This window comes from Jeotgalibacillus campisalis (assembly GCF_000829515.1).
Classification (GTDB): domain Bacteria; phylum Bacillota; class Bacilli; order Bacillales; family Jeotgalibacillaceae; genus Jeotgalibacillus; species Jeotgalibacillus campisalis.
On record NZ_JXRR01000014.1, the window covers coordinates 26,033 to 49,622 of the forward strand.

Consider the following 23,590-nt stretch of genomic DNA (forward strand, 5'->3'; position numbering starts at 1 on the left):
TGCAGACCCGTTGTTTAATTGCAAAAAAAAAAGGGAAAAATGAGTACACACCAAACGTAAGTTGAAAAAGAAAATATGCTATACTGAAAATGCAGAAAGCGTAACTGGTGATTTTTAATTTGAGGAGCATTCAAATGGCGTTTGAAACGGTTGAAGCATGGTTAACGGTTGAAAATCTTCGTGAAGTGATAGGTGAATACCGCTCGTTTGGACCGCTTTTAGGTTTATTATTACCCATTTTAGAGGCATTCCTGCCATTTTTGCCATTGGTCGTTTTCGTTGTTGCGAATGCCAATGCTTACGGGCTTCTTGTTGGGATTCTCCTTTCTTGGGCCGGAGCCTCTATCGGAGCTTTACTTGTTTTCCTTCTCATTAGAAAATTTGGAGACAAACGCTTATTGGCTTTTCTGCGAAATCAAAAACAAATAAAGAAATTAACAAAATGGGTTGAACGGCACGGATTTGGTCCGCTTTTTCTTCTTTTGTGTTTTCCATTTACTCCTTCCGCTCTAGTTAACGTAGTCGCAGGTCTATCCAGAATAAGCATTTTTCAGTACATGCTTGCAGTAGTTACTGGAAAGCTAGTGATGATTTCCACAATTTCTTTTATAGGAGCGGATATTGTTTCATTAATTAGACAGCCTGTAAAGACAGGAATCGTATTGGCTGTTATTATAGTATTATGGTTAGTTGGAAAAAAAGTTGAAGCGAGAATTAATAAAAAAATGGAACGCGATATAATAATCTATGAAAAGCAGCGTGAAGACGGCAAGACTGTGAAGATTGAAAGGTTGGAGACTAAATGGACTCATGGAAAAAAGAAGGCTTCGAATGGATCAAAGCACTAGCGGTCGGAATTATTATCGTATTGATAGTAAGGGTTTTCCTGTTCTCAAACTATGTAGTTGAAGGGGTCTCAATGCAGCCTACACTTGAAGATGGAAATAAGCTTGTTGTGAATAAAATTGGCTATCAGCTGGGTGAACTCGACCGATTTGATGTTATTGTCTTTCATGCGACTGAATCAGAGGATTACGTAAAGCGTATTATTGGTCTTCCGGGGGACGAAATTTCATATGTGGACGATCAATTATATATAAATGGTGAAGGATATGACGAACCTTACTTAGATGAATTTCGTGAACAGGGGTCCAACGAAAGACTGACAGGAGATTTCACTTTAGAAGAAATGACGGGTGAAACGACAGTTCCGGAGGATATGATTTTTGTCCTGGGTGATAACCGAAAGGAAAGTGCGGACAGTCGAATGTTTGGTTTTGTTGAACAGGACACAGTGGTAGGAAAGGTGAATTTACGCTACTGGCCTTTAAATGAGATGAATATGACATTTTATGAATAACAGGAGGCTGGTCGATGACTGGTCTTTTTTATTTTATTCAATTGTTTAAGTTGGCTGAGCTTGGTCAGCGCCTTCAACATTTAATCACCTCGAGCTGCAGCAGGCAGGGGCTCGAGGTCATAAGTCACGCTGTCCCGGCAGACGAAGTGCATGTCTGCCAGGCCACCGCGCCTTATGCTTGTCGCCCCTAAACGCCTGCTTCCGCTTTTAATTAAAGGATTTGTGGTTTTTGTCTAGAATAGGTTGGTGAGGGGGGATTTTGGATGTTGTTGACGAATGAGAATGTTTGGTTGGGACCGGTTCATGATGAGGAGTTTGAGAAGATGTCGAATTGGTATTTGCATGAGTCTTTGGTGAGAAGATTGGATGCAAAGCCTTATCGCTTTCAAACTGTTCAGGAGCTAAAAAGTTGGTGGCATGGTACGGATGCGTATTCTCAGCGTTTTGGAATTCGGTTAAAGCAAGGGAATGAATTGATTGGGTTTGTTGAGCTGGATGGAATCTTGTGGAATCACAGGAATGCATGGGTTTCAATTGCCATTGGTGAAAAAGCTCATTGGGGCAAGGGATATGGAAGAGAAGCAATGGAAGCTTGTCTGCGTTATGCTTTTTTAGAGCTGAATTTGAACCGTCTCCAGCTAACTGTTTTTTCTTATAATGAACCTGCTGTTCGGTTATATGCTGCCCTTGGTTTTACTCGGGAAGGTGTATACAGAGAGTTTATTGAGAGAAATGGCAAAAAGCACGATATGATTTTATTTGGGTTATTGAGATCTGAGTGGAAGGATCAATATGATGACTCTATTTAAGAAGATTAAAATAGAACATATGTTTCTTAAGTGTTATAATTAGAAAAAAACAGAGGGAGTGGCATTTGTGACTGTTACGATCAAGGTGGGCCGCTCTGGCTCTGGTAAAACGTCTGCAATGATGCAGGAGATTCAGCAAAAATTAAAGCAGGAGCCTGATGGCGATCCTTTGGTTTTACTGGTTCCGGAACAAATGACATTTCAATCGGAATACCGGCTCGCCTCTGAAGCTGCCGGAATGATCCGAGCTCAGGTGTTCAGTTTCACGAGGCTGGCCTGGCGTGTTCTTCAGGAGACTGGAGGGGCTGCCAGACAGCATGTGAATCAAACCGGCATTAATATGCTCATTCGGAAAATTATTAATGAACAAAAAGATGAATTAAATCTGTTTGGCCGCGCTGCTTCGAAGCACGGCTTTATTCAGCATGTTGAATCGATGATAACGGAATTCAGAAGGTACTGTATTCAGCCGGAGGATTTACTTCAGCAGGCGGCAGATTTGAGTGCTGAAAATGCACCTAAATCATTAGTGGATAAGCTTGAGGACCTTGAGAAGATTTACCGGAATTTTGATGATCAACTGATAGGAAAGTACATTGATGCAGAAGATTATTTTCGATTGCTGGCTGAGAACATAGCACGATCCTCGTGGATTAGCCAGGCGGAGATTTACATAGATGGTTTTCACAGTTTTACACCTCAGGAATTTTTAGTTCTGGGTGAGCTGATTGAAAATGGAAAAAATATAACGATTTCTCTTACAATGGACGAACCTCAAACAAATACTGCTTTATTCCGTCAAACAAATGAAACCTTTCTTCAATTAAAAGAACTTGCTCAAACGAAGAAGGTCTCTGTGAATGTGGAGCATGAAAAGAGAAAAAGCCGGTTTCGTTCTTCAAGTTTAACTTCCCTCGAAGCAAAATTTGAAGAAAGAGGCGCCGCTGCTAAAGACGGTAAAGATGTAGTGATTATAGAGGCAGCCAACCGCCGTGCTGAGGTGGAAAGCATTGCCCGGGAAATAAGGCAGAAAGTACGGGAAGAAGGTTTGCGGTATAAAGAGATTGCCGTGCTAATTCGTAATGGGAATGCTTATTACGAGTTAATTGAACCTATTTTTCACGATTATGATATTCCATTTTTCATCGATGAAAAACGCACAATGCTAAATCATCCTTTAGTAGAATTTATTCGATCAACACTTGAAATGGTGGTTAAAAACTGGCGGTATGAATCTGTTTTTCGAGCAGTGAAAACGGAACTGTTTTTTCCTGATTTATCAAGAGGATTTAAGGTTCGGCAAGGAATGGACCGTCTGGAAAACTATGTTCTTGCTCACGGGATTCACGGGGATCGATGGTTTAAGCAGGACCGTTTTCATTATCGCCGATTTAGAGGGCTCGACTTTGTTGATCTTGCTCAAACAAAAGACGAGGAACTTATTGAACTTGAGATTAATGAATCCAGAAAGTTAATCGTCGAGCCGATGGAGCGATTTCAGAAAAAACTGGGCAGAAGCAAAACAGCAAGAAACAAGTGTCAGTCCGTTTACCAGTTTTTAGAGGAGCTGCTGATCCCTGAAAAGTTGGAACAGCTTTCTTTAATGGCAGAAGAAAGAGGCGATTTAGTAAGAGCTAGAGAGCATGATCAGGCTTGGAATGCGATTATTGATTTACTCGATCAGATGGTTGAAATGCTTGGTGATGAGGAAATGGATACTGCAGATTTTGTCGGCATTCTTGACGCAGGACTTGAGTCTATGAATTTCTCATTGGTTCCTCCTTCTATCGATCACGTAATTGTAGCAGATTTGGAAAACTCGAGGCTGCCGGATATTGAGATTACTTTTGTTATGGGAGTAAATGATGGTGTGATGCCTTCCCGTATGCAAGATGACGGGATCTTAGCGGAGGATGATCGGAACTGGCTGGAACGATCAGGTATGAAGGTCGCACCTAGTGCACGGACCAGATTGCTGGATGAAGATTTCATCGCTTACAGGGCCTTTACAGCTTCGTCGCGGTGGCTGTATATTTCTTATCCAATTGCAGATGAGGAAGGAAAGGCACTGCTTGCTTCTCCGTATATAAATAGAGTGAAGGAAATTCTTCCAGACTCAGTCATGAAAATGGCGGTTAATGATCCAGTGGACCTTCCGGCAGAAAAACAGCTTGAATACATTTGCCACCCTGCAGCGACTGCCTCGTATATGACAACACAGCTGCAGCAGCTTAAACGTAATTACCCAGTCGCTGATGAATGGTGGGATGTATATAATTTTTATGTTCAGGATGAGGTTTGGAAAGATACGAGCAGAAGAATTTTATCGAGCTTATTCTACAAAAACAGCACAGAGACACTGAAACCTTCAACAACTAAAGAGCTATATGGTTCTTCTATATTAGCAAGTGTTTCAAGAATGGAGAAATTCAACAGCTGTGCTTTTTCTCATTTTGCCAGTCACGGATTGAAGCTTAAAGAACGGAGTGTTTACCGTTTGGAAGCACCAAATATTGGGGAGCTTTTTCATGCTGCCCTCAAGTGGATTTCCGAACAACTGATCCTTCGCAAAATCGATTGGAAAAAGGTCACGAAGGAATTGTGCCTTCAATTGGCAGAGGAATCAGTCCGGCATCTTGCGCCTAAGCTTCAGCATGAAGTTCTGCTAAGTTCAAGCCGTTACCAATACATTGCCAGGAAGTTAGAGGGGATTATTGGACAGGCGTCTTATATTATAAGTGAGCATGCGCGATCAAGCGGGTTTGTGCCAATTGGCGTGGAGATAGGGTTTGGGCCCAGACAGGAGCTGCCGCCGCTGCAATTTACTTTGAGCAACGGAACGACGATGGAACTCCAGGGGCGAATAGACAGACTTGATACAGCGAGTATAGACGAAAAAGTATATTTGCGTGTAATTGATTATAAGTCGAGTGCAAGGGATTTAGATTTTACTGAGATCTATTATGGCCTTTCTCTTCAGATGCTGACCTATTTAGATATTGCTTTATCTAATTCAAAGCAGCTGGTAAAAGCGGAGGCTGATCCAGCGGGAATCTTGTATTTTCACCTTCATAATCCGCTTATTAAAAGCAAAAAGCGTCTCACAATGGATGAGATTGAAGATGAACTGCTTAAACAATATAAAATGAAAGGACTTGTTTTGGGAGACGAGGAAGCTGTCAGATTAATGGATCAAACGCTTGAACAGGGACAATCTTCAATCGTTTCAGCAGGGTTCAAAAAAGACGGCTCGCTGCGATCGGATTCAAAAACCGCGAGCAGAGAACAATTTGGTGCAATGAGAAAGCATACGCGAAGCCTGTTTCAAGCATCAGGCGACCGGATTATGGATGGAGATGTAAAAATCGATCCATATGAATTCAAAAAAAGGACACCCTGCCAATTTTGTTCGTACCGCTCTGTCTGCCAATTTGACCAGGCATTAGATGATAATCAGTACAGGCAGCTGCAGCCGAAAAAGCCTGAAGATTTATTAATGACCATGCGAGAGGAGGAGTGGAACCTTGATACCGGAAAAACCGACTGAGGCAAAATGGACAGATGATCAATGGCAGGCGATTTGGGCTAAAGATCAGGATATTTTAGTAGCTGCTGCGGCTGGATCAGGTAAAACGGCAGTTCTTGTTGAGCGGATGATCCAAAAGGTGCTGACCGACGATAATCCAATCAATATTGATGAACTGCTCGTTGTGACGTTCACCAATGCCTCTGCAGCAGAAATGAAGCACCGTGTAAGTCAGGTATTGGAGAGGGCGTTAAAGGATTTTCCAGATTCCAGCCATTTAAGGCAGCAAATGAGCCTGATCAACAAAGCATCAATTTCGACCCTTCATTCTTTTTGTTTAGAAGTGATTCGAACGTATTATTATTTAGTTGATATAGACCCAGGCTTCAGGATTGCAGATCAGACAGAAGCTGAACTGCTGAAAGACGAAGTGCTTGAGGAGTTGCTCGAGCAAAGATACTTGGAAAGTGCAGATGATTTTATTGGCCTAGCTGAAGCGGTTACGAGCGATCGAAGCGATGACGCGCTTCATCAATTAATTCGAAAGCTTTATACCTTTTCCAGGTCTCATGCGGATCCGGACGAGTGGCTTGAGCACATCGTCGAGCTGCATGATGTGCCGGACGACTACGATATTAATGAACATCCATTAGTTGACTATCTTCTTTTTCATATTCATTTAGAAATAGAAGGTGCTATTCAATTAAGTAAACTATCTCTTGAAGCAAGCAGACAGCCAGGTGGTCCTCATCCACGCTTTGAAAATTTTCAGGATGATTTGATGCAGTTGGAAAACTTGAATAATGCTGCAACATGGACTGAAATAGACGAGCAGATCAAACAGATCTCTTTTAGCAGATTGAAGACCTGTAAAGGAGAAGAATTTGATGAAGAACAAATAGAGCAAACAAAAAAATGGCGCGACATGGCAAAGAAAATGATTGATTCAGTCCGTGACTCCTTTTTTATCAGAAGCCCGCATAGCTATCTTGAGGATATGAGAAGGATGACTGGGGGGCTGAGGGAATTAGTCGAACTTGTAAAAGAATTTAATCAGCGTTTTTTGCAAGCGAAAGAAGAAAGAGGATTAGTAGATTTCGCGGATCTTGAGCATTATTGTCTAGCAATTTTATCAGACCAGGATTCAGCAGCCAGTCAAACGGTTCAGCCATCTGAGGCAGCACGTCACTATCAGCGCAAGTTTAAAGAAGTATTGGTTGATGAATACCAGGATACTAATATGGTTCAGGAAACCATTCTTCAGCTAGTGAAAAGTGGAAGTGAAAAAAACGGCAATCTTTTTATGGTGGGGGACGTTAAGCAGTCCATTTACCGTTTTCGGTTAGCGGAGCCAAATCTGTTTCTTCGTAAGTATTCAGCTTTTTCCGAAGGAGAGACAGGCTTGAAAATTGATTTATCTCAAAATTTCAGAAGCCGTCCGCAAGTACTGGATGCTGTGAATTTTCTATTCAGGCAAATTATGGGTCAGCAAGTTGGAGAGATTGATTATAACAAGGAAGCAGAACTTGTAATAGGAGCCTCTTACCCCGAAGATCACTCGCTGCCCGTTCAGCTTACATTAATTGATCAGGCCAATGCGGATAATGAGACGGATTTGCCTGAAGATGCAATGGATGAAAAAGAGCTGGATAAGTCGAGGCTTGAGGCCAGATATATGATACAAGAGATTCGAAGAATGATTAACGAAGGACAGCAAGTGTATGATGCTAAAACAAGTCGCTATCGGCCTGTGCAGTTTCGTGACATCGTTATTTTGTCACGATCGATGACATGGACACCTGATATTATGGAAGAATTTCGCCATGCAGGCATTCCGCTGTACGCAAATGTTTCCACAGGTTATTTTGAAGCGACTGAAGTGGCGATCATGGTATCATTGCTGAAAATCATTGATAATCCTCACCAGGATATACCACTGGCATCTGTTTTAAGATCTCCCATTGTCAAATGCTCGGAAGAACAGCTTGGAAATATCAGAACGGCTGCTTCCTCGGGGTCTTATTGTGATGCTGTACAGGCCTTCACACGAACTGGAGGGAAGATGGAAGATGAAGAGCTGAGTGAAAAGCTTGAACGCTTTATGCATCAACTTTCAAAGTGGAGAACCATGGCCAGAAGCGGAGCCATGTCAGAACTCGTCTGGCAGCTGTACAGAGATACCCAGTTTTACGATTTTGTAGGAGGCACTCCGGGTGGGAAACAGCGTCAGGCCAATTTGCGGGCCTTATATGACCGGGCAAGACAATATGAATCTACTTCTTTTCGCGGACTATTTCGTTTCTTGCGTTTTGTTGAAAGAATGAGAGAACGTGGAGATGATTTAGGGGCTGCTCGCGCGTTGAGTGAACAGGAAGATGTGGTCCGATTAATGACGATTCACTCCAGTAAAGGACTAGAGTTTCCCATCGTTTTTCTTTCAGGCATGGCTCGTCCTTTTAATGAGATGGATCTGCGCGGCAAATTCTTTTTAGATAAAGAATTTGGTCTCGCCCTGCCTTATGTGCAGCCTGAGAAAAGAATCAGCTATGAAACGCTTCCGCAGCTTGCTTTTAAAGAAAAAAAGCGCCTTGAAAACATTGCAGAAGAAATGAGAGTTTTATATGTTGCAATGACAAGGGCCAAAGAAAAAATTTATATGACGGCAACCTTGTCAGATGTATCAAAACAATTAAAAAAGTGGCAGGTTTCAGGAAATCATAAAAACTGGCTGCTGCCTGAATTTACAAGAAAAGCAGCCAAGTCCTATATTGACTGGATTGGCCCCGCACTAATCCGGCATCCCGATTCAGAGAAAATCCAGTTAAAGAAACCTGAGTGCATTCTCAAAGATCCGTCAAACTGGTCAATAGATCTAGTAGAAGCATCCAGTATTAATAAGATTGAACAGCCGATGACAGACGATGCAGTTTACTTGAATTACGTTAAAGAGCATCTTCCTGTTCCGGTGAAAAGTGAAGTTGCTGAAGAAATCTTCACGAGACTAAAGTGGGAATATCCCTTTGAACAAGCAACTAAACGCCGCTCAAAGCAATCTGTATCTGAAATCAAACGCATGAATGAAGTGCAGGATGAACGGAGTGCGTTTGATTTCACTGGATCGCCATCTAAAAAATTATTTAATCGTCCGAAATTTATGCAGGAAACAAAAATAACGCCTGCTGAAAAAGGGACGATTATGCATATGGTCATGCAGCATGTACCGTTAGATAAAAAACCTTCACAAACATCCGTAGAGGAGCTCTTGGATGAATTAGTTCGCAGGGAGCTGTTAACAGCCGATCAGAAAAGAGCTGTGGACATTAAGCAAATCACTGCTTTTTTTGAATCTTCTATTGGCCTCCGCCTGTTGAACGCCAAGACTATTCGGCGGGAAATGCCCTTTACATTCGTTGCAAGTGCAGCTGAATTGGGACTTCCGTCTCCTCAAACGGATCAGCTTGACAACGTATTGATTCAAGGGGTAGTGGACTGCCTGTTCAAAGATGATGATGGATTGGTCTTACTTGATTATAAAACGGATCGCATCACCGATCGCTTTGAGAATGGTTTCGAACAAGCAGAAAAGGTGATGAAAAGAAGATACAGTACTCAGCTTACCTTATACAAATTAGCTCTTGAGCGTACATTGGATCAGCAAATAGACGAAACCATCTTATACTTCTTTGATGGAGGATCGATTTTACCCATGAATCAATAGCAATGAATCCAGTCATAGCTAAAGAAAAATGAAGACACCTTTCATAAAAAGAGCTGTAAAGAGTCGGTGAAATACTGACTTCTTACAGCTCTTTTTTCTATTCTATCGCTTTGCAGCACCTTCTCTACAAAAGGGGAAGAAGAAAGACTTTATCCTAAATATTGAGAAAGAACAAAAGAGTAAACCCCGGATAAAAGGGGGCTTTTATCCGGGGAAACAGATGTTTTTTACGTATTTCCAACAATCGGCTGATCAACACCTGTTGTATTATATGTTTGATTCAGACTTAATCCGTTATTGTAAATATGAAAAGGGCCAGTACTGATAGAACCCGATCCCGAAGTGGTTTTTGATGCGCTTTTAGGGGAGATAAAGGCGGTGTCCCCAAATTGTACGGTGCCACCCCCAATATTTAGAATTTGAATAGGACCTGTAAGGCAAGGCAAGCTAAATCACTCCTTCGTTGTAGCTGACTCGTTTAGCTGTCTAATGTGTTTAACCCGGGATACCATCCGAATATGCTGTGAATCTCCTACATGCAAAACAGAGGAGTTTGCGATACCGCGTAACGTAAACAAGTCAACAGTATTAACACTTGACTGCTTCAAGCAATGATTAGGGAACGAAAGCGGGGCGGCCGCGGCGCGATTAAATAGATTATACATGGAAAAAGGCGCCTCATTTCCATAAAATTGCTCTTCTTGTCTTTGAACAGCAATGACCTGCGCCTTGCTGTCGATTATGCAGGAATCCCCAATTTGCAAGATCGAGTTTGATGAAACGGTAGTAATAAAAAGATTTTTTATTTGAGAGGACATGGTTATCCCTGAGGTTGCAACGGAACAAATGGACCAATAATCAATGACTCAGGCGGGGTGTCAAACGCTGAATCAAGCTGAATGGAACTAACATCGCCTACATGAACAAGTGATGAGGATGAAACACTTAATATTTGTATATGGGTAATAATATTTTCCTGCTGATAAACGATCATTGACCATCATCTCCTTGAGGGTGCGTCTGCTGGGACTTTAACGCATGAAGTGCATGCGTCACATCCCGCTGAACTAATGCTAATAGCTGCTCTTGTGTTAAAGAAGCGCCTTGCTGCAAATGCTCTATACGCTGAGGCAGCTGTTGGATAAGCTGATCCGTTACTTGATTTGGTGTAATAGGGTTCCCCACTGGATCCTTAATGGTATTGCAGTCGGAAAAAATAGTTGGAATCTGTTCATCGATGAATTTCCTGATTTGGTCTTCAATTGACTCGCTGGATCGAAAGCCGGGTATTTCTACATCTTGCTTATAGAGATCTGAAGGAGATAAGCCGATCGAAAGAGTTCCTTCGAGTGTCTCTACTTTTAACTGATCAAATTTATACTCAATTTTTTCAATGTGTACACTAGAAGGGGAGGGGGCTCGTTCTTCCAATTTTTGTTCGATCTTAACTAATCTCTCCATGCATTGGGCCAGCTGCTGCTGTAAAGCTGCCAATTGATAATAGATTTGCTGCATCTGGGCGCCTCCACCTTTCTTATGGATTCACTAAGGGTACGGTCGTCGTTTTTCCTTGTGTAATAGCAGGGGGAGCCGGTTTTGTGAATTGGCCGGAATTGGCAAGCTCAGCACGCGATTGAATACTTCCAACTGTACCAATCTGCAGAATAGACGAATTGGACATGCTTCCAATTTTAATTTGATTCACGGTGATTTGCTGATGAATGATCCACTGGGGTGTATTCATATTGGAAGCCCCGTAATGTTCTGGTCAAATTGATCACTGTCCCATGTATTCGTGGCAGACTGCTGGTTTTGTACGAATAATCCGTCTCCTGTATTAAACGAGCCTGCCCCTGCAAATGTTTTTGTGTTTGATCTTGGCTGAATACTGTAACAATCTCCAATATGCATGACAGCACTCGATCCGATGGAGACAATTTGTATTGAGCCTACAATGCCTGGCATACAAAAACATCCTTTCGCGAATTAATGTAAATGATGGTACATTATATGTTGGATACATTAGAACGTGCAGAAAATGGAGGAGAGGAATGTGAAAGAAATCCAGCCTATTGATCAACAAAACAGAATCCAGTCACTCGATGTGATGAGGGGATTTTCTCTCCTTGGTATATTTATAGTAAATATGATAGCGTTTCATTCACCGATTTATTATTATAATCCCTACTCATGGTGGGGGAATACCGTTGACCGGCCGGTTTACTGGTGGATTGATGTATTTGTTCAAGCGAGCTTTTATCCGCTCTTTACAATTTTATTCGGCTTTGGACTGGCACTTCAATATGGCCGTTCCATCGAGAAGGGAACAACTTTTTATCCATTTGCATTAAAAAGATTAGGTGTTCTTTTATTCATTGGTACGATCCATGCTTTTATCATATGGTCAGGAGACATATTGATTAGTTATGCAGTTGTCGGCTTTTTGCTGTTATTGCTTCTGCAATTAGAGGGAAAACTGCTGTTAGTGATCGGATTGCTGCTTTTTTTGCTTCCGCAGGTTCTCATATCAGCGATCTTTATCGTTGCTTCTATTGCGGATCCAACATCTGTCACATACTTTAATGCCGTTCAGGAAATACAGTCTTCTATTGAGGCGTATGGAAACGGAACGATCAGTGATATTTTCTCTCAACGCTTAAGTGACTGGCTTTATGCAAATAATCCTGCTTCTTTCCTGTCACTTGCGATTGCGCTGCTGCCGTTAATGATGATCGGTGCCGGAGTATCTAAAATGAAGCTGATAGAAAAAGCGGCAGATAAAAAGAAAAGTTTGATTTTGATTATCCTGCTTACGCTTCCTGCTGCTCTTGTGCTAAAAACATCTCCATATTGGATGGAGAAAAATTTAGCTTATTCATTTATTCAAGATTTTGTCGGGGGACCGTTATTAGCTGTGTCCTACATGGCATTGCTTGCACTTCTCATGACAAGAAAAAAAGCCGCAAAATGGCTGCGTCCCTTAGCTCAAACCGGGAGAATGTCGTTAACCAACTATTTGATGCAATCCATTGCAGGAACGCTTATCTTTTATTCTTACGGTCTTGGACTGTACGGTGAAATTTCTTTGTTAACAGGTTTTTATATAGCCATTGGACTCTTCGCAATACAGGTCATCTTATCTGATCTATGGCTTTCTAAATTCAGTCAGGGTCCTGTGGAATTTGTCTGGCGGCGTCTAACATACGGGAAAAATGTAAAATAAACAGACATGTATGCTAAAAAGATAGTATAATAGAAGAACAATTCAGACTTTAAGGAGTGTTCATCTAATGAAATTTTTATCTTTTCGTTTTGAAGACAAGCTGCTCTATGGAGTAAAAGTAAAAAGAGAGGAAGCAGCATGGAATATCGTTCGGATTCATAAAGAACTGATGCCAAACGAGAATGTTCCGGCAACCCTGGTAGAAGGGATTCAAAGCGGGATGGAACTTCAGGAAACAGTCCGTAAATGCATTCGGGCGGCCGAAGAAAGCGGACAGGTTTCAAGATTTAAAGTGAATTTTACAGATCTTATATGGGAAGCACCGGTCCCGCGTACACCTAAAAATGTGATCTGTATTGGGAAAAACTATCGCGATCACGTACTTGAAGTAGGTTCAGAGAAAGAAATCCCATCGGATTTAGTTGTCTTCACAAAAGCTTCTACTTCAATTACAGGAGACAATTCAATAATTCCTTCCTATGAAGAACTGACAGGTGAGCTCGACTACGAGGGTGAATTAGCCGTAGTCATCGGTAAAAAGGGAAAGAATATTCCAAAACAGATGGCTTACGATTATGTGTTTGGGTATACGATCATCAATGATGTGACAGCACGTGATCTTCAATCCCGTCATAGGCAGTTTTATCTTGGAAAAAGTCTTGACCAAACGTGTCCGATGGGTCCGTACCTTGTGTCGAAGGATGAAATCCCTTCACCTGATCAACTGAGCATTGTCACAAAAGTAAATGATGAAATTCGTCAGGATGGCAATACAAGAGATATGATCTTTCCTATAGAGGAAATTATATCGACTTTATCCAAGGGGATGACGCTTGAACCGGGAGATGTCATTGCTACAGGGACGCCTGCTGGAGTTGGAAAAGGCTTTACTCCTCCAAAGTATTTGAAGCAGGGAGATCAGGTAAAGGTTTCCATTCAGGGGATCGGGACGCTGACAAATGAAATAGGGGAATAACTTAAAGGGCTGCCATTATCGCAGCCCTTTTCTCTGCACAGAAACTGTCATTAAGCTGACAAGGTTTCTACATAAATCAAAAGGGGAATATGGTACCATTAGAAAAGAAGTGAAAATTGCAAGGAGGAATAGTATGTTTGAAACGACAGGATTACATATTGCATCATGGGTTATCGGAATTATATTATTTTTTGCCGCGTACGCACTACATAAACAAGGAAATGCAAAGGGCAGTAAAATCACTCATATGATTTTACGTTTGTTTTACGTATTCATCATTGGTACAGGAGCGGCTCTTTTTATCTTCCATTCTTCGATGGACGCAGCTTTGTATGGTGTTAAATTCTTACTTGGCATTTTAGTCGTTGGATTTATGGAGATGGTGCTGGTTCGAACAAAAAAGGGCAAGCCGACACAAGTACTATGGATTTTATTGGTTCTGGCTTTATTGGGAACTATTTATCTGGGCTTCCGTCTTCCTATAGGGTATAACTTCTTTGGATAGTAGAAAAGCCGCTTTTTGGCGGCTTTTTTTTGTTGGCAGAAATGGTCAGTTGATTTTAGGGTTACAATTTTGTTTAAAGGTGACGGGGGACATTTTAAAACTCGGATTTCTGTTTCATCTGCCCCATTCACTCCAATAAATCATTTCATATCATCATCGGTTCCAGAGACCGCATTGTAAATTGTTTTCATACCGACACATGTGTATAATTAAATTATCAAGAAGTAGTGTATAATGTTTGTATAATAATTGTACAGTTTACTAGATTTTTGGATGTAAAAAACGGAGGCGAATATGGATGCCTAAGAAAATAGCTGTCATTGGAGCGGGTCCAGGTGGCTTGGGAGCTGCCATGCTGCTTGCAAGCAAAGGATATAAAGTAGATGTGTACGAAAAACAAACATTTGTCGGAGGAAGAAACAGCTCTTTTCAAATGGCAGGGTACACGTTTGACGTCGGGCCTACCTTTATGAGCATGCCTGAAATTGCAGAAGAGCTTTTTGAAGAGGCCGGTAAAAATCTTCATGATTATGTAGAGTTAATAGAGCTGCCTATGATGTATGAATTAGTTTTTCCGTCTAAACATGTAAAAATGTATCGCGACCCTGAAAAAATGAAAATGGAAATTGAACGCCATTATCCAGGAGACAGTGAAGGATACGAACGGTTTATGAAAGAAACAAGGGTGAAAATGAATGCTCTTCGTCCCATATTGCAGAATAAGATGGACCGTTATTACGAGTATTTAAGTTTTAAAATCCTAAAAGCACTGCCTCAGCTTTCTCTCGGAAAAAGTTTATACGAAGTTTTAAGCAACTACTTTCATCATGAGGAATTGAAACTTGGTTTCACTTTTCAGGCCAAATATTTAGGGATGTCCCCATGGGAATGTCCCGGAGCATTTTCAATTCTTTCTTTTATGGAACATGAATATGGCATATTTCACCCGATTGGAGGAGTGAATAAACTCTCAAAAGCGCTGGCACAAGCGACAGAAGAACTGGGAGGGACCATTCACTTGGGAGCCGGTGTGAAAAAGCTGCTGATAAATGAACAAAAAGATGTAAAGGGATTGCTGCTTGATGACGGCCGGAAGATCGAAGCAGATGAAGTCGTGATCAACGGAGATTTTTCTCATGTCATGTCGAACTTGGTAGAGGACGGAATCCTCAAAAAGTACGCACCTGAAAAACTGGCAAAGAAAAAATATTCCTGTTCTACGTTTATGATCTATCTTGGCGTTAACAAAAAATATGATCTGCCTCACCATACAATTTCATTCTCATCAGATTATAAAAAAAATGTCGAGGAAATCACAAAAACGAAACTACTATCTAAAGATCCTTCTATTTATATACAAAATGCTTCCGTGACTGATCCTACGCTTGCTCCAGAAGGGAAATCAGCCCTGTACATTCTAGCTCCGGTACCGAATAATCTGAGCATGATTGACTGGGAAAAAAACAAAGAGGTTTTCAGGGATTTAGTACTTGATTCGGTTGAGGAAAAAACCGGTTTCAAAGGGATAAGGGAACATATTGAAGCAGAACGTATGATTAGCCCTGTTGAGTGGGAGATGGATTTTAATGTGTACGAAGGAGCTACCTTCAGTTTAGGACATCACCTGACGCAAATGATGACCCTGCGCCCTCACAATCAATTTGAAGAGCTTGGAAACACATGGCTTGTCGGAGGCGGTACGCACCCTGGCAGCGGACTGCCGACGATCTTGGAGTCTGCAAGAATTACAACATCCATGCTGATGCAAAAACCAGCTAAAAAAAAGCTGAACCGCTCTAAGCCGGCAAGTAAGGAAGCCTTATGAAAAAGATCGCGGTAGCTGGCGGAGGAATCGGGGGCATGATGTCTGCTCTAATGCTGGCTAGAAAAGGGTTTCAAGTAACACTTTATGAAAAAGAGGAGCTGCTTGGGGGCAGGCTTGCTTTTATAAATCATGAAGGGTACAAGGTGGATAAAGGTCCTACGATTGTCTTATTGCCGGAAATGCTGAAAGAGCTGATGCACGAAGCGGGTATTGATCCCAATGAATATGAGCTGATCCGATGTGATCCACTGTACGATATTCACTTTTCAGACGGGCAGATTTATACAAAATATGCTAGCATAGAAGAACAAATAGAAGAAATTGACCGCATATTTCCAGGCGAAAGTGAGAATTTCAAACGATTTATGAACGATATGGATAAACGATTTCATCTGGGAAAACCCCGTTTTTTGGAACAGTCATTTTTAAAACGGTGGGGGTCAGTAAATCCCTCTACTGTCAATGCATTGCGAAAGTTAAATGCTTTCCGGTCCGTAAAAAAACAGCTGGACTCTTATTTTGATAACGAACAGATGAAAATTGCCTATGCGCTGCAAACTCTCTATATCGGAGGGAACCCTTATACAACCCCAGCCATTTACAGTTTGGTCTCCTTTAGTGAACATAAGCATGGAATTTATTATGTTAAAGGCGGCTACGCAAGCCTTATTGACGTCTTCGAGCGTGCATTAAAGCGCAGCGGTGTTGAAATCAAAACGAATACACCGGTTCAAAAATTGAATCAGACTTCGAATGTCATCACATCGATCGTAGTAAACAATGAGGAGAAAAAGGTAGATGCAGTTGTCATGAACGGTGATTTTCCACTGACTGAGAAACTAATCAGCACGCCTGGGAAAAAAGCGGGCAGGACGTATCAACCGTCGTCCGGTTGTATGCTGATTTATATGGGACTTAATGGAGTTTACGAGGATAAGAAAATACATCAGTTTTATATGGGAAAAGACTTCAGTAAAAATATGCAGGAAATTTTTAAATCCCGTACGATACCGAGTGATCCATCCTATTACGTTTTCCATCCATCCATTGTGGATGAAACCTTGGCTCCGGAAGGGAAAAGTGTCCTGTATATTTTGATTCCCGTTCCTTCAGGCGAAGAGATAGACTGGGAAAAAGAAAAAACCGCTTTTGCAGATCGAGTGATCTATTCCATGGTCCAAAATGGCTTTGAGGACCTTAGGGAAAAAATGCAGTGGAAGATTATTAGAACACCAAAAGAAGCAATGCAGGAAGGCCTTTATGGGGGAGGGAGTTTTGGGATATCGCCATCATTATTTCAATCCGGTCCTTTCCGTCCGCAATTTCAACCATACGGAGAAATAGACAATTTATTTGCAGTTGGTGCCTCGATCCATCCGGGAGGCGGAATCCCAATTGTGATGCAGGGAGCAAAGTTGCTCGCTGATGGAATTGAAAGGAAGTATCTTACAAGGGATGTGATCCATAATGAATAGATCAACCGCCTATAAAACATGCGAATCGATTATCAAGCTTCACTCCAAAACGTTCCATCGGGCTTTTTCTCTATTGCCAAAAAATCAGCGAAATGCTGTCTGGGCTATTTATGCTTTTTGCCGAACAGTCGATGATCTTGTGGATGAAAATGAACATCCCAGAGAAGAGCTTCAAAATTTTGAAGAAGAGTTTCATCAGTTTTTGGCGGGTAATGTAAATACTTCAGACCCCAAGTGGTTTGCCCTGCAGGATGTGTATGCGAACTACAGTATGAATACGGATGCATTTCTGGCCATGATAGAAGGGCAGAAGATGGATATTGAAGAAAAACGGTATCAGTCACTTGAAGATGTCCTGCATTATTCCTATCACGTTGCCAGTACGGTCGGGTTAATGCTGCTTCCTGTTCTAGCACCTCAAACTCACAATAAGCTTGTGGATGGGGCAGTTCAATTGGGCTATGCGATGCAGATAACCAATATCCTGAGAGATATAGGTGAAGATTTTGATCGGGGCAGAGTGTATCTTCCACAGGAGCTGATGGACAAGCATGAATATACATACGCCATGCTTGAACGGAAGGAAAACAGCAGTCAATTTAAAGCGCTTTGGGAAGAAATGGCTCAGCTTGCAGAAATGTATTATGACCGTGCACTCGCAACAATTCATGAGTATCCAGTCTACAGCCGTCCTCCTGTGAAAGGAGCAGCGGTTTTATACAGAGCGATTTTAGATGAGGTCAGGGGAAATGACTATAACGTCTTTACTGTGAAGAATGTTGTTTCTGTGCAAAGTAAAGAAAAAATACTCGCTGCTCATATAGATTAATTCAAGACACAATTACTATTGTCTTTGATTGTAAACAGGTAATGTAAGATAAAGAATGAAAAGCCGTCATTCACTCCATACGGAATGAATGACGGCTTTTTTGGATTAAAAAGTAGTGAGGTATTCATTTCCATAATCATGCAAAATTTAAATTTAAATAGACTTTCTTGCTTTTGGTTTTTTCATAGATGAACCGAGTTGATTTAATCGTTCGACCAGATCTCCGTTTACATTGTCTGTTTGTTTTGAACTTGAAGAAGTCAGTGATTCTTTAAATTCATAAGCATTTGAACCATGCTCAGCATAATCCAAGCCTGCAAGTTCTTCTTCTCTTTCAACACGAATTCCTCCGGCGGACTTAAGAACAAACACACTGGCTCCGACTGCTGCAGATGTCCATAAGATAACAGCTCCAACACCAATTGCCTGCACGCCCAGTAATTCAAAGCCCCCGCCATAAACTGCTCCATTCGCTGTATCAAACAAGCCTACTGCAAGTGTTCCCCATATTCCGCAAACACCGTGAACAGCGATTGCGCCAACAGGATCATCTACTCGTAAAACAACATCGATAAAACGTATTCCTTCTACAAGTATTACACCTGCAATCAGTCCGATAATAATCGCGCCGAATAGTGATACATTTGCTGTCCCTGCTGTAATCCCGACCAGACCGCCAAGCGCTCCGTTCAAAGTGATAGACGGGTCAATCTTTTTAAAACGAATTCTGGAATAGAGAGCTGATGCTACAACACCGCCTGAAGCTGAAAGCAAGGTAGTGGAGATCACAATAGGAATAAGTGATGGATCAGCAGCAAGTGAGCTTCCTCCATTAAAACCGAACCAGCCGAACCATAAGATAAATACACCGAGTGCACCGAGCGGGATATTGTGACCCGGAATCGCATTAACACTTTTGCCATTGTACTTACCAATACGGGCGCCTAAAAATAGTACAGCGATAAATGCTCCAACGGCTCCAGTTAAGTGAACAACAGTCGATCCCGCAAAATCAACAAATCCAAGTTCTGAAATCCAGCCGCCGCCCCAAATCCAGTGGCCTACAACAGGATAGATGGCACCTGTCATCAAAATAGTCAGCAGCAAGTAACTGCTAAGCTTCATTCTTTCTGCTACGGCACCTGAAATAATCGTTGCACAGGTAGCAGCGAAAACTGCCTGGAAAACAAAAAATCCTATATCATCCACGCCCTGCAGCGCAAAGCCTGATGTGCCAAAAAATCCATTTGAGTTTCCGAACATGATCCCGTATCCCACTAAAAAGTACAGAATAGAACCGAGAGAGATTGTTAGAATATTTTTCATCAAGATATTCAAACTGTTTTTAGCCCGGGTAAAACCTGACTCTACCATTGCAAATCCTGCGTGCATAAAAAATACTAAAATTGCAGCAATCATAATCCACATTGTATCAACGGATAATTGAACACTTTCAGGAGTAACTGGGGCAGCGAATGTGGTCGTGGATAAAAAACTTCCAGCAAGAATAATAGATCCAACTTTTTTCTTCATTGTTGCACCTCCATTAGTTTTAGCATGCTTATAAAACGGCTTCTTTTCCCCGTTCACCATTTCGGATTCGAATGACTTCTTCTACTTGAGAGATAAAGATCTTCCCGTCACCGACTTGCCCTGTCCCGCAAGCTTCAATAATGGCTTCTACGATTTCATCTACTTTGTGCTCTTCTGAAACCATTTCCACTTTGATTCTGGAAACGAGAGGAAGCTCATAGGTAGTACCCCGGAATGCTCCTTTTTTTCCTTTTTGATTTCCGCAACCTGCTGCTTCAAAGACGGTTAATCCGCTGATTCCTATATGAACCAGCGATTGGCGAAGCTCCTGGAACACTTCCGGTCGGACAATTGCTTCAATTTTCTTCATCGGTTTCACTCCTCCTATTTCATGTTAGGTTTTATGACATGAGTTATGTAACTAATAATATTCAGAAAATTGATAAAATGCAACCTTTTTTTGCAATTAAATTTATTTCATGTGATAAAACCTCACATGAAAAGGGGCTTGCCAATCGGCAAACCCCTACAGACTTATGCATCTACTCCGTTTTTAGAAGAGACAAATTGTTTTCGAACCCAGATCCTCGAACGCCATCTTTTGAGCATGATCAAACCTCTGATCCATTCATCGCAAATAAATGCAATCCAGATTCCGATCAGGCCAAATCCCATGACGATCCCAAGGAAGTAAGAGAAGAGGGCGGCGATCCCCCACATAAAGACGATTCCTACATATGCAGGAAAACGGACATCTCCTGCTGCCCGAAGAGCATTTATCACCACGAGATTAAAACTTCTACCCGGTTCAAGCAAAATCGTAAGCAGTATAAGAATGGATCCGACTGATATGATATCGGGGTTGTTTGTAAAAAGACCAAAAAGCTGCTTAGAAAAGAACGAAAATAAAACAGCCATGACAATCGAGAGCAAGATCGAAATCTTTAAACTTTTGATACAGCGCTTGTATGCCTGTTCATATTCGCCTGCTCCTACCATCCTGCCAATTAAAATCTGTGACCCTTGGCTGATAGCGACTGCAAATAAAAAGATAAACATCATGATATTCTGCGTATACACCTTGGTAGTAATCGCTTCTGTTCCAATCATAGCAATAAAAGCAGTTATGACAAGCTGGGATGCATTGTAGGAAAGCTGCTCACCTGCTGAAGGAATCCCGATTTTCAACAGATTCTTAATGTGTGAATAGGGCAGGGAAAACAACTCTTTAAAAGGTAATTGGTTCGGGAGACGCTGCAGCAATATAATAAATATAATAATAAATCCAATGATCCGGCTGCCAACAGTGGAGTATGCCACACCTTCAACTCCTAGAACGGGAAATCCGAAAGGACCAAAAATTAAAAAATAGTTGCCAATCACATTGATAATATTCATGATCAATGTCACATACATCGCATCTTTTGTGTGCCCGTAGCTTCGTAAAATTGAACCTGTTGTCATGATCAGCGCCTGTACAAATAAAAACCCGCCAACAAATGTCAAATAAAAGGACGATTCACTCAGGAGTTCGAGAGGGATATCCATTAGCTTCAAGATCCACTCATCAAAAAGAATAATCAGGAGGCTTAAAAAAGCGCCAAAGGCGAAATTAGCTGCCAATGACACGACTGATATCTCCGCAGCACTTCTCTCGCGGCTCCCCCCAATATATTGGGCAATTAAAATAGAGGTGCCAGAAGCGATAAAGCCGAACATGACGATAAGAAGGAATAATATCTGGTTTGCTACACCAACAGCTGCCACACTGTTATCAGAATATTGACTGAGCATCAATGTATCTGCATTTCCCATGAGCATATGCAGAGAAATTTCAATGAAGATGGGCCATGTTAAAGCAAAGAGAGTTAATCTAACTGGTTTTTTCATTTTTCCCTCCAGAATGAAAAGTAAAGGGACTGTCCAGTGAAGTAATGGGCAGTCCCGTCTTTTGCTAATGTCTTATTTTAATGATTTTGGCTTCTAAAGGATCTAAGCTTATTTTCCCTTTTTTCCATTTAACTGACTTTCCAGTCAACAAGTCGATTGCTTCAGGATCAGTAAATTCAAGCGGCACCTTAACTTTATCCTTTTTATCGCTGGTGTTTAACAAAACAACGACAGATTCGCTTTCATTCGCACGAACATATCCAAAGCTTTGATCACTCATGTCTGAAGGGAGAAAAGAAAAGGTTCCTGTATTGGCAAGTAAAGGTTCAGACTTGCGCAGGGAGATTAATTTTTTTACCCATTCAAGGAGCTCTTGGTCCTGTTTAGTTTCATCCCACTCCATACACTTCCTGCAGCCTGGATCCTGACCGCCTGTTAAGCCAATTTCATCGCCATAGTAGATGGAAGGAGTTCCATAATACGTTAATAAAATTGCATAAATTTGTTTCAATATTTCTTTGTTATCTTCGCATTCTGTTAAAATCCTCGGTGTATCATGGCTTCCTACAAGATTAAAGGTAACCTGATTAATATTCTTAGGATACATATGCTGAACCTTCGTCATATCTTCCACAAATTCTTTAACAGTTAAATCTTTTTTTGCGAAAAGACGAAGAACATTAGTTGTGAACGGGTAGTTCATAACTGCATCAAACTGATCTCCTTTTAGCCAAGGAATCGAGTCATGCCAGATTTCACCCAGAATGTACAAATCAGGATTAATGGTTTTAACCGCTGACCGGAATTCTCTCCAAAACGCCTGGTCCACTTCATTTGCAACATCCAGACGCCACGCATCGATCTCAAACTCTTTAGCCCAGTAACGCCCGGATTCAAGTAAATAATTTTTGACTTCAGGATTTTCTGTGTTTAATTTTGGCATCATGTAGACGAATCCGAACGTATCATAATTTGGTTTTGGTTTGGTCTCTACATGATAATCCCATAAATGAAACCAGTCGTAGTATCTAGACTCTTTTCCCTTTTTCATTACGTCTTGAAAAGGGGGGAAGTGATATCCGCTATGATTGAAAACAGCATCGAGCATCACACGAATTCCACGCTTTTTACATTCTTGCACGAGCGTTTTAAATGTTTCTTTTGTGCCAAACTGAGGATCAATTTCAAAATAATCAATGGTGTCATATTTATGATTTGAAGTGGCGGTGAACAGAGGGTTAAAGTAAATCCCTGTAATCCCGAGATCCTCCAAATAATCTAAATGATTGATAATTCCCTGGAGGTCGCCCCCAAAGAAACTGTTTACTTTCGGGTCTTCACTGGCCCATGGAAGAGTGCCCTCAGGGTTCAAGGCCGGATCCCCGTTAGCGAAACGCTCAGGGAAAATCTGATACCATACTGTCTCCTTCACCCATTCAGGCGCAGTAAAGATATCTGCTTTATTCATATATGGAAAACAGAAATATTCTCCGATGTCTTCAGGTGGTATTTCCCTGAACCCTTTCTCACCGAAGAAAACGCTTTCTTTCTTATTAAATAGCTGAAAACCATAACGGAGTCTTCTTAATTCCGGAGAGACAACTGCAATCCAGTAATCATACAGATCATCACTTCCGCTGATTTTCATAGAGATTGATGTGAAATTCCAAAGGCTGTCAGTCCAGTCATATGGGTCACCTAGTAAAAGATTCACTTCATCTACATCTTTTTTCTGTGTTTTAAGCTGGATATGCAGTTCTTTTTCATTCATCGCATAGGCATCTATACGATCTGCGCGGTGGTGAACGGCTGCTCTTATCATTAACATCGTCTCCTTCTTTAAAATGAATGGCGTACCATTCCAATTGTTTATAAGACTATGGCAACAGCTTATTTATGTCAACGGGTTAGTTCTATTGAA

21 protein-coding genes are annotated in these 23,590 nt (G+C 41.4%); 11 read left to right on the top strand and 10 right to left on the bottom strand.

The genetic code is table 11. The features are described 5' to 3' along the window. The first annotated feature begins 134 nt into the window (after nt 1–134). The 5 genes from KR50_RS07275 (at nt 135) to addA (ending at nt 9,413) form a co-directional block, all read left to right on the top strand. Nucleotides 135–848 carry a TVP38/TMEM64 family protein gene (locus KR50_RS07275; protein ID WP_052476883.1) on the top strand — a complete coding sequence of 238 codons (714 nt, stop codon included), beginning with the start codon at nt 135–137 and terminating at the stop codon, nt 846–848. Further along, nucleotides 803–1,360, top strand: coding sequence for a signal peptidase I (gene lepB / locus KR50_RS07280; RefSeq protein ID WP_041056808.1), 558 nt, complete (start codon nt 803–805; stop codon nt 1,358–1,360). Before KR50_RS07275 ends, lepB begins: the two co-directional genes overlap by 46 nt. Nucleotides 1,361–1,623: 263 nt before the next feature. Then, the gene (locus KR50_RS07285; RefSeq protein ID WP_041056810.1) at nt 1,624–2,169 is read left to right on the top strand and encodes a GNAT family N-acetyltransferase; all 546 of its coding nucleotides are present in this window, start codon (nt 1,624–1,626) and stop codon (nt 2,167–2,169) included. 67 nt (nt 2,170–2,236) lie between these two features. After that, complete coding sequence (gene addB, locus KR50_RS07290; RefSeq protein ID WP_041056812.1) at nt 2,237–5,716, top strand: helicase-exonuclease AddAB subunit AddB; 3,480 nt, start codon at nt 2,237–2,239, stop codon at nt 5,714–5,716. Next, nucleotides 5,694–9,413 carry a helicase-exonuclease AddAB subunit AddA gene (gene addA / locus KR50_RS07295; protein ID WP_041056813.1) on the top strand — a complete coding sequence of 1,240 codons (3,720 nt, stop codon included), beginning with the start codon at nt 5,694–5,696 and terminating at the stop codon, nt 9,411–9,413. Before addB ends, addA begins: the two co-directional genes overlap by 23 nt. Before the next feature lie 227 nt (nt 9,414–9,640). Here addA and KR50_RS07300 read toward each other — a convergent pair whose 3' ends face one another. From KR50_RS07300 to KR50_RS07325, 6 genes are read right to left on the bottom strand one after another with little or no spacing between them, the layout of a single operon-like run. Beyond that, a complete protein-coding gene (locus KR50_RS07300) occupies nt 9,641–9,859 on the bottom strand; it encodes a spore germination protein (RefSeq protein WP_041056814.1) in 219 nt (72 codons plus the stop codon). A 6-nt stretch (nt 9,860–9,865) separates the two neighbouring features. Further along, a complete protein-coding gene (locus KR50_RS07305) occupies nt 9,866–10,231 on the bottom strand; it encodes a spore germination protein GerPE (RefSeq protein WP_041056816.1) in 366 nt (121 codons plus the stop codon). A gap of 2 nt (nt 10,232–10,233) precedes the next feature. Further along, nucleotides 10,234–10,407, bottom strand: coding sequence for a hypothetical protein (locus KR50_RS07310; protein ID WP_041056818.1), 174 nt, complete (start codon nt 10,405–10,407; stop codon nt 10,234–10,236). Then, nucleotides 10,404–10,928 (bottom strand): spore germination protein GerPC, encoded by a 525-nt coding sequence (gene gerPC / locus KR50_RS07315; RefSeq protein WP_041056820.1) that lies wholly within the window; start codon nt 10,926–10,928, stop codon nt 10,404–10,406. The genes KR50_RS07310 and gerPC overlap by 4 nt, the downstream gene beginning before the upstream one ends. A 19-nt stretch (nt 10,929–10,947) precedes the next feature. Beyond that, on the bottom strand, nt 10,948–11,157 hold the full coding sequence (locus KR50_RS07320) for a spore germination protein GerPB (RefSeq protein ID WP_041056821.1): 210 nt from the start codon (nt 11,155–11,157) through the stop codon (nt 10,948–10,950). Then, entirely contained in the window at nt 11,154–11,378 is a 225-nt protein-coding gene (locus tag KR50_RS07325) for a spore germination protein (RefSeq protein ID WP_041056822.1), read from the bottom strand. Before KR50_RS07325 ends, KR50_RS07320 begins: the two co-directional genes overlap by 4 nt. Nucleotides 11,379–11,466: 88 nt before the next feature. On the opposite strand from KR50_RS07325, the gene KR50_RS07330 reads away from it, so the two are divergent. From KR50_RS07330 to KR50_RS07355, 6 genes are all read left to right on the top strand, one after another. Continuing rightward, the gene (locus tag KR50_RS07330; RefSeq protein ID WP_084215524.1) at nt 11,467–12,636 is read left to right on the top strand and encodes a DUF418 domain-containing protein; all 1,170 of its coding nucleotides are present in this window, start codon (nt 11,467–11,469) and stop codon (nt 12,634–12,636) included. Between the two features lie 67 nt (nt 12,637–12,703). After that, nucleotides 12,704–13,612: a fumarylacetoacetate hydrolase family protein gene (locus KR50_RS07335; RefSeq protein ID WP_041056823.1), complete on the top strand. Its 909-nt coding sequence runs from the start codon at nt 12,704–12,706 to the stop codon at nt 13,610–13,612. A gap of 133 nt (nt 13,613–13,745) precedes the next feature. After that, complete coding sequence (locus KR50_RS07340) at nt 13,746–14,117, top strand: YisL family protein (RefSeq protein ID WP_041056826.1); 372 nt, start codon at nt 13,746–13,748, stop codon at nt 14,115–14,117. Nucleotides 14,118–14,415: 298 nt separating this feature from the next. Then, nucleotides 14,416–15,942, top strand: coding sequence for a phytoene desaturase family protein (locus KR50_RS07345; RefSeq protein ID WP_041056828.1), 1,527 nt, complete (start codon nt 14,416–14,418; stop codon nt 15,940–15,942). After that, the gene (locus tag KR50_RS07350; protein ID WP_041056830.1) at nt 15,939–17,417 is read left to right on the top strand and encodes a phytoene desaturase family protein; all 1,479 of its coding nucleotides are present in this window, start codon (nt 15,939–15,941) and stop codon (nt 17,415–17,417) included. Before KR50_RS07345 ends, KR50_RS07350 begins: the two co-directional genes overlap by 4 nt. Next, entirely contained in the window at nt 17,410–18,246 is an 837-nt protein-coding gene (locus KR50_RS07355) for a phytoene/squalene synthase family protein (protein ID WP_198134236.1), read from the top strand. The genes KR50_RS07350 and KR50_RS07355 overlap by 8 nt, the downstream gene beginning before the upstream one ends. A gap of 153 nt (nt 18,247–18,399) precedes the next feature. Here KR50_RS07355 and KR50_RS07360 read toward each other — a convergent pair whose 3' ends face one another. The 4 genes from KR50_RS07360 to KR50_RS07375 form a co-directional block, all read right to left on the bottom strand. Then, nucleotides 18,400–19,779: an ammonium transporter gene (locus KR50_RS07360; RefSeq protein WP_041056834.1), complete on the bottom strand. Its 1,380-nt coding sequence runs from the start codon at nt 19,777–19,779 to the stop codon at nt 18,400–18,402. 28 nt (nt 19,780–19,807) lie between these two features. Further along, on the bottom strand, nt 19,808–20,149 hold the full coding sequence (locus KR50_RS07365; protein WP_041056837.1) for a P-II family nitrogen regulator: 342 nt from the start codon (nt 20,147–20,149) through the stop codon (nt 19,808–19,810). A gap of 164 nt (nt 20,150–20,313) precedes the next feature. Next, nucleotides 20,314–21,669 carry an MATE family efflux transporter gene (locus KR50_RS07370; RefSeq protein WP_041056839.1) on the bottom strand — a complete coding sequence of 452 codons (1,356 nt, stop codon included), beginning with the start codon at nt 21,667–21,669 and terminating at the stop codon, nt 20,314–20,316. 64 nt (nt 21,670–21,733) lie between these two features. Then, nucleotides 21,734–23,491, bottom strand: coding sequence for a glycoside hydrolase family 13 protein (locus KR50_RS07375; protein ID WP_041056842.1), 1,758 nt, complete (start codon nt 23,489–23,491; stop codon nt 21,734–21,736). Nucleotides 23,492–23,590 lie beyond the last annotated feature (99 nt).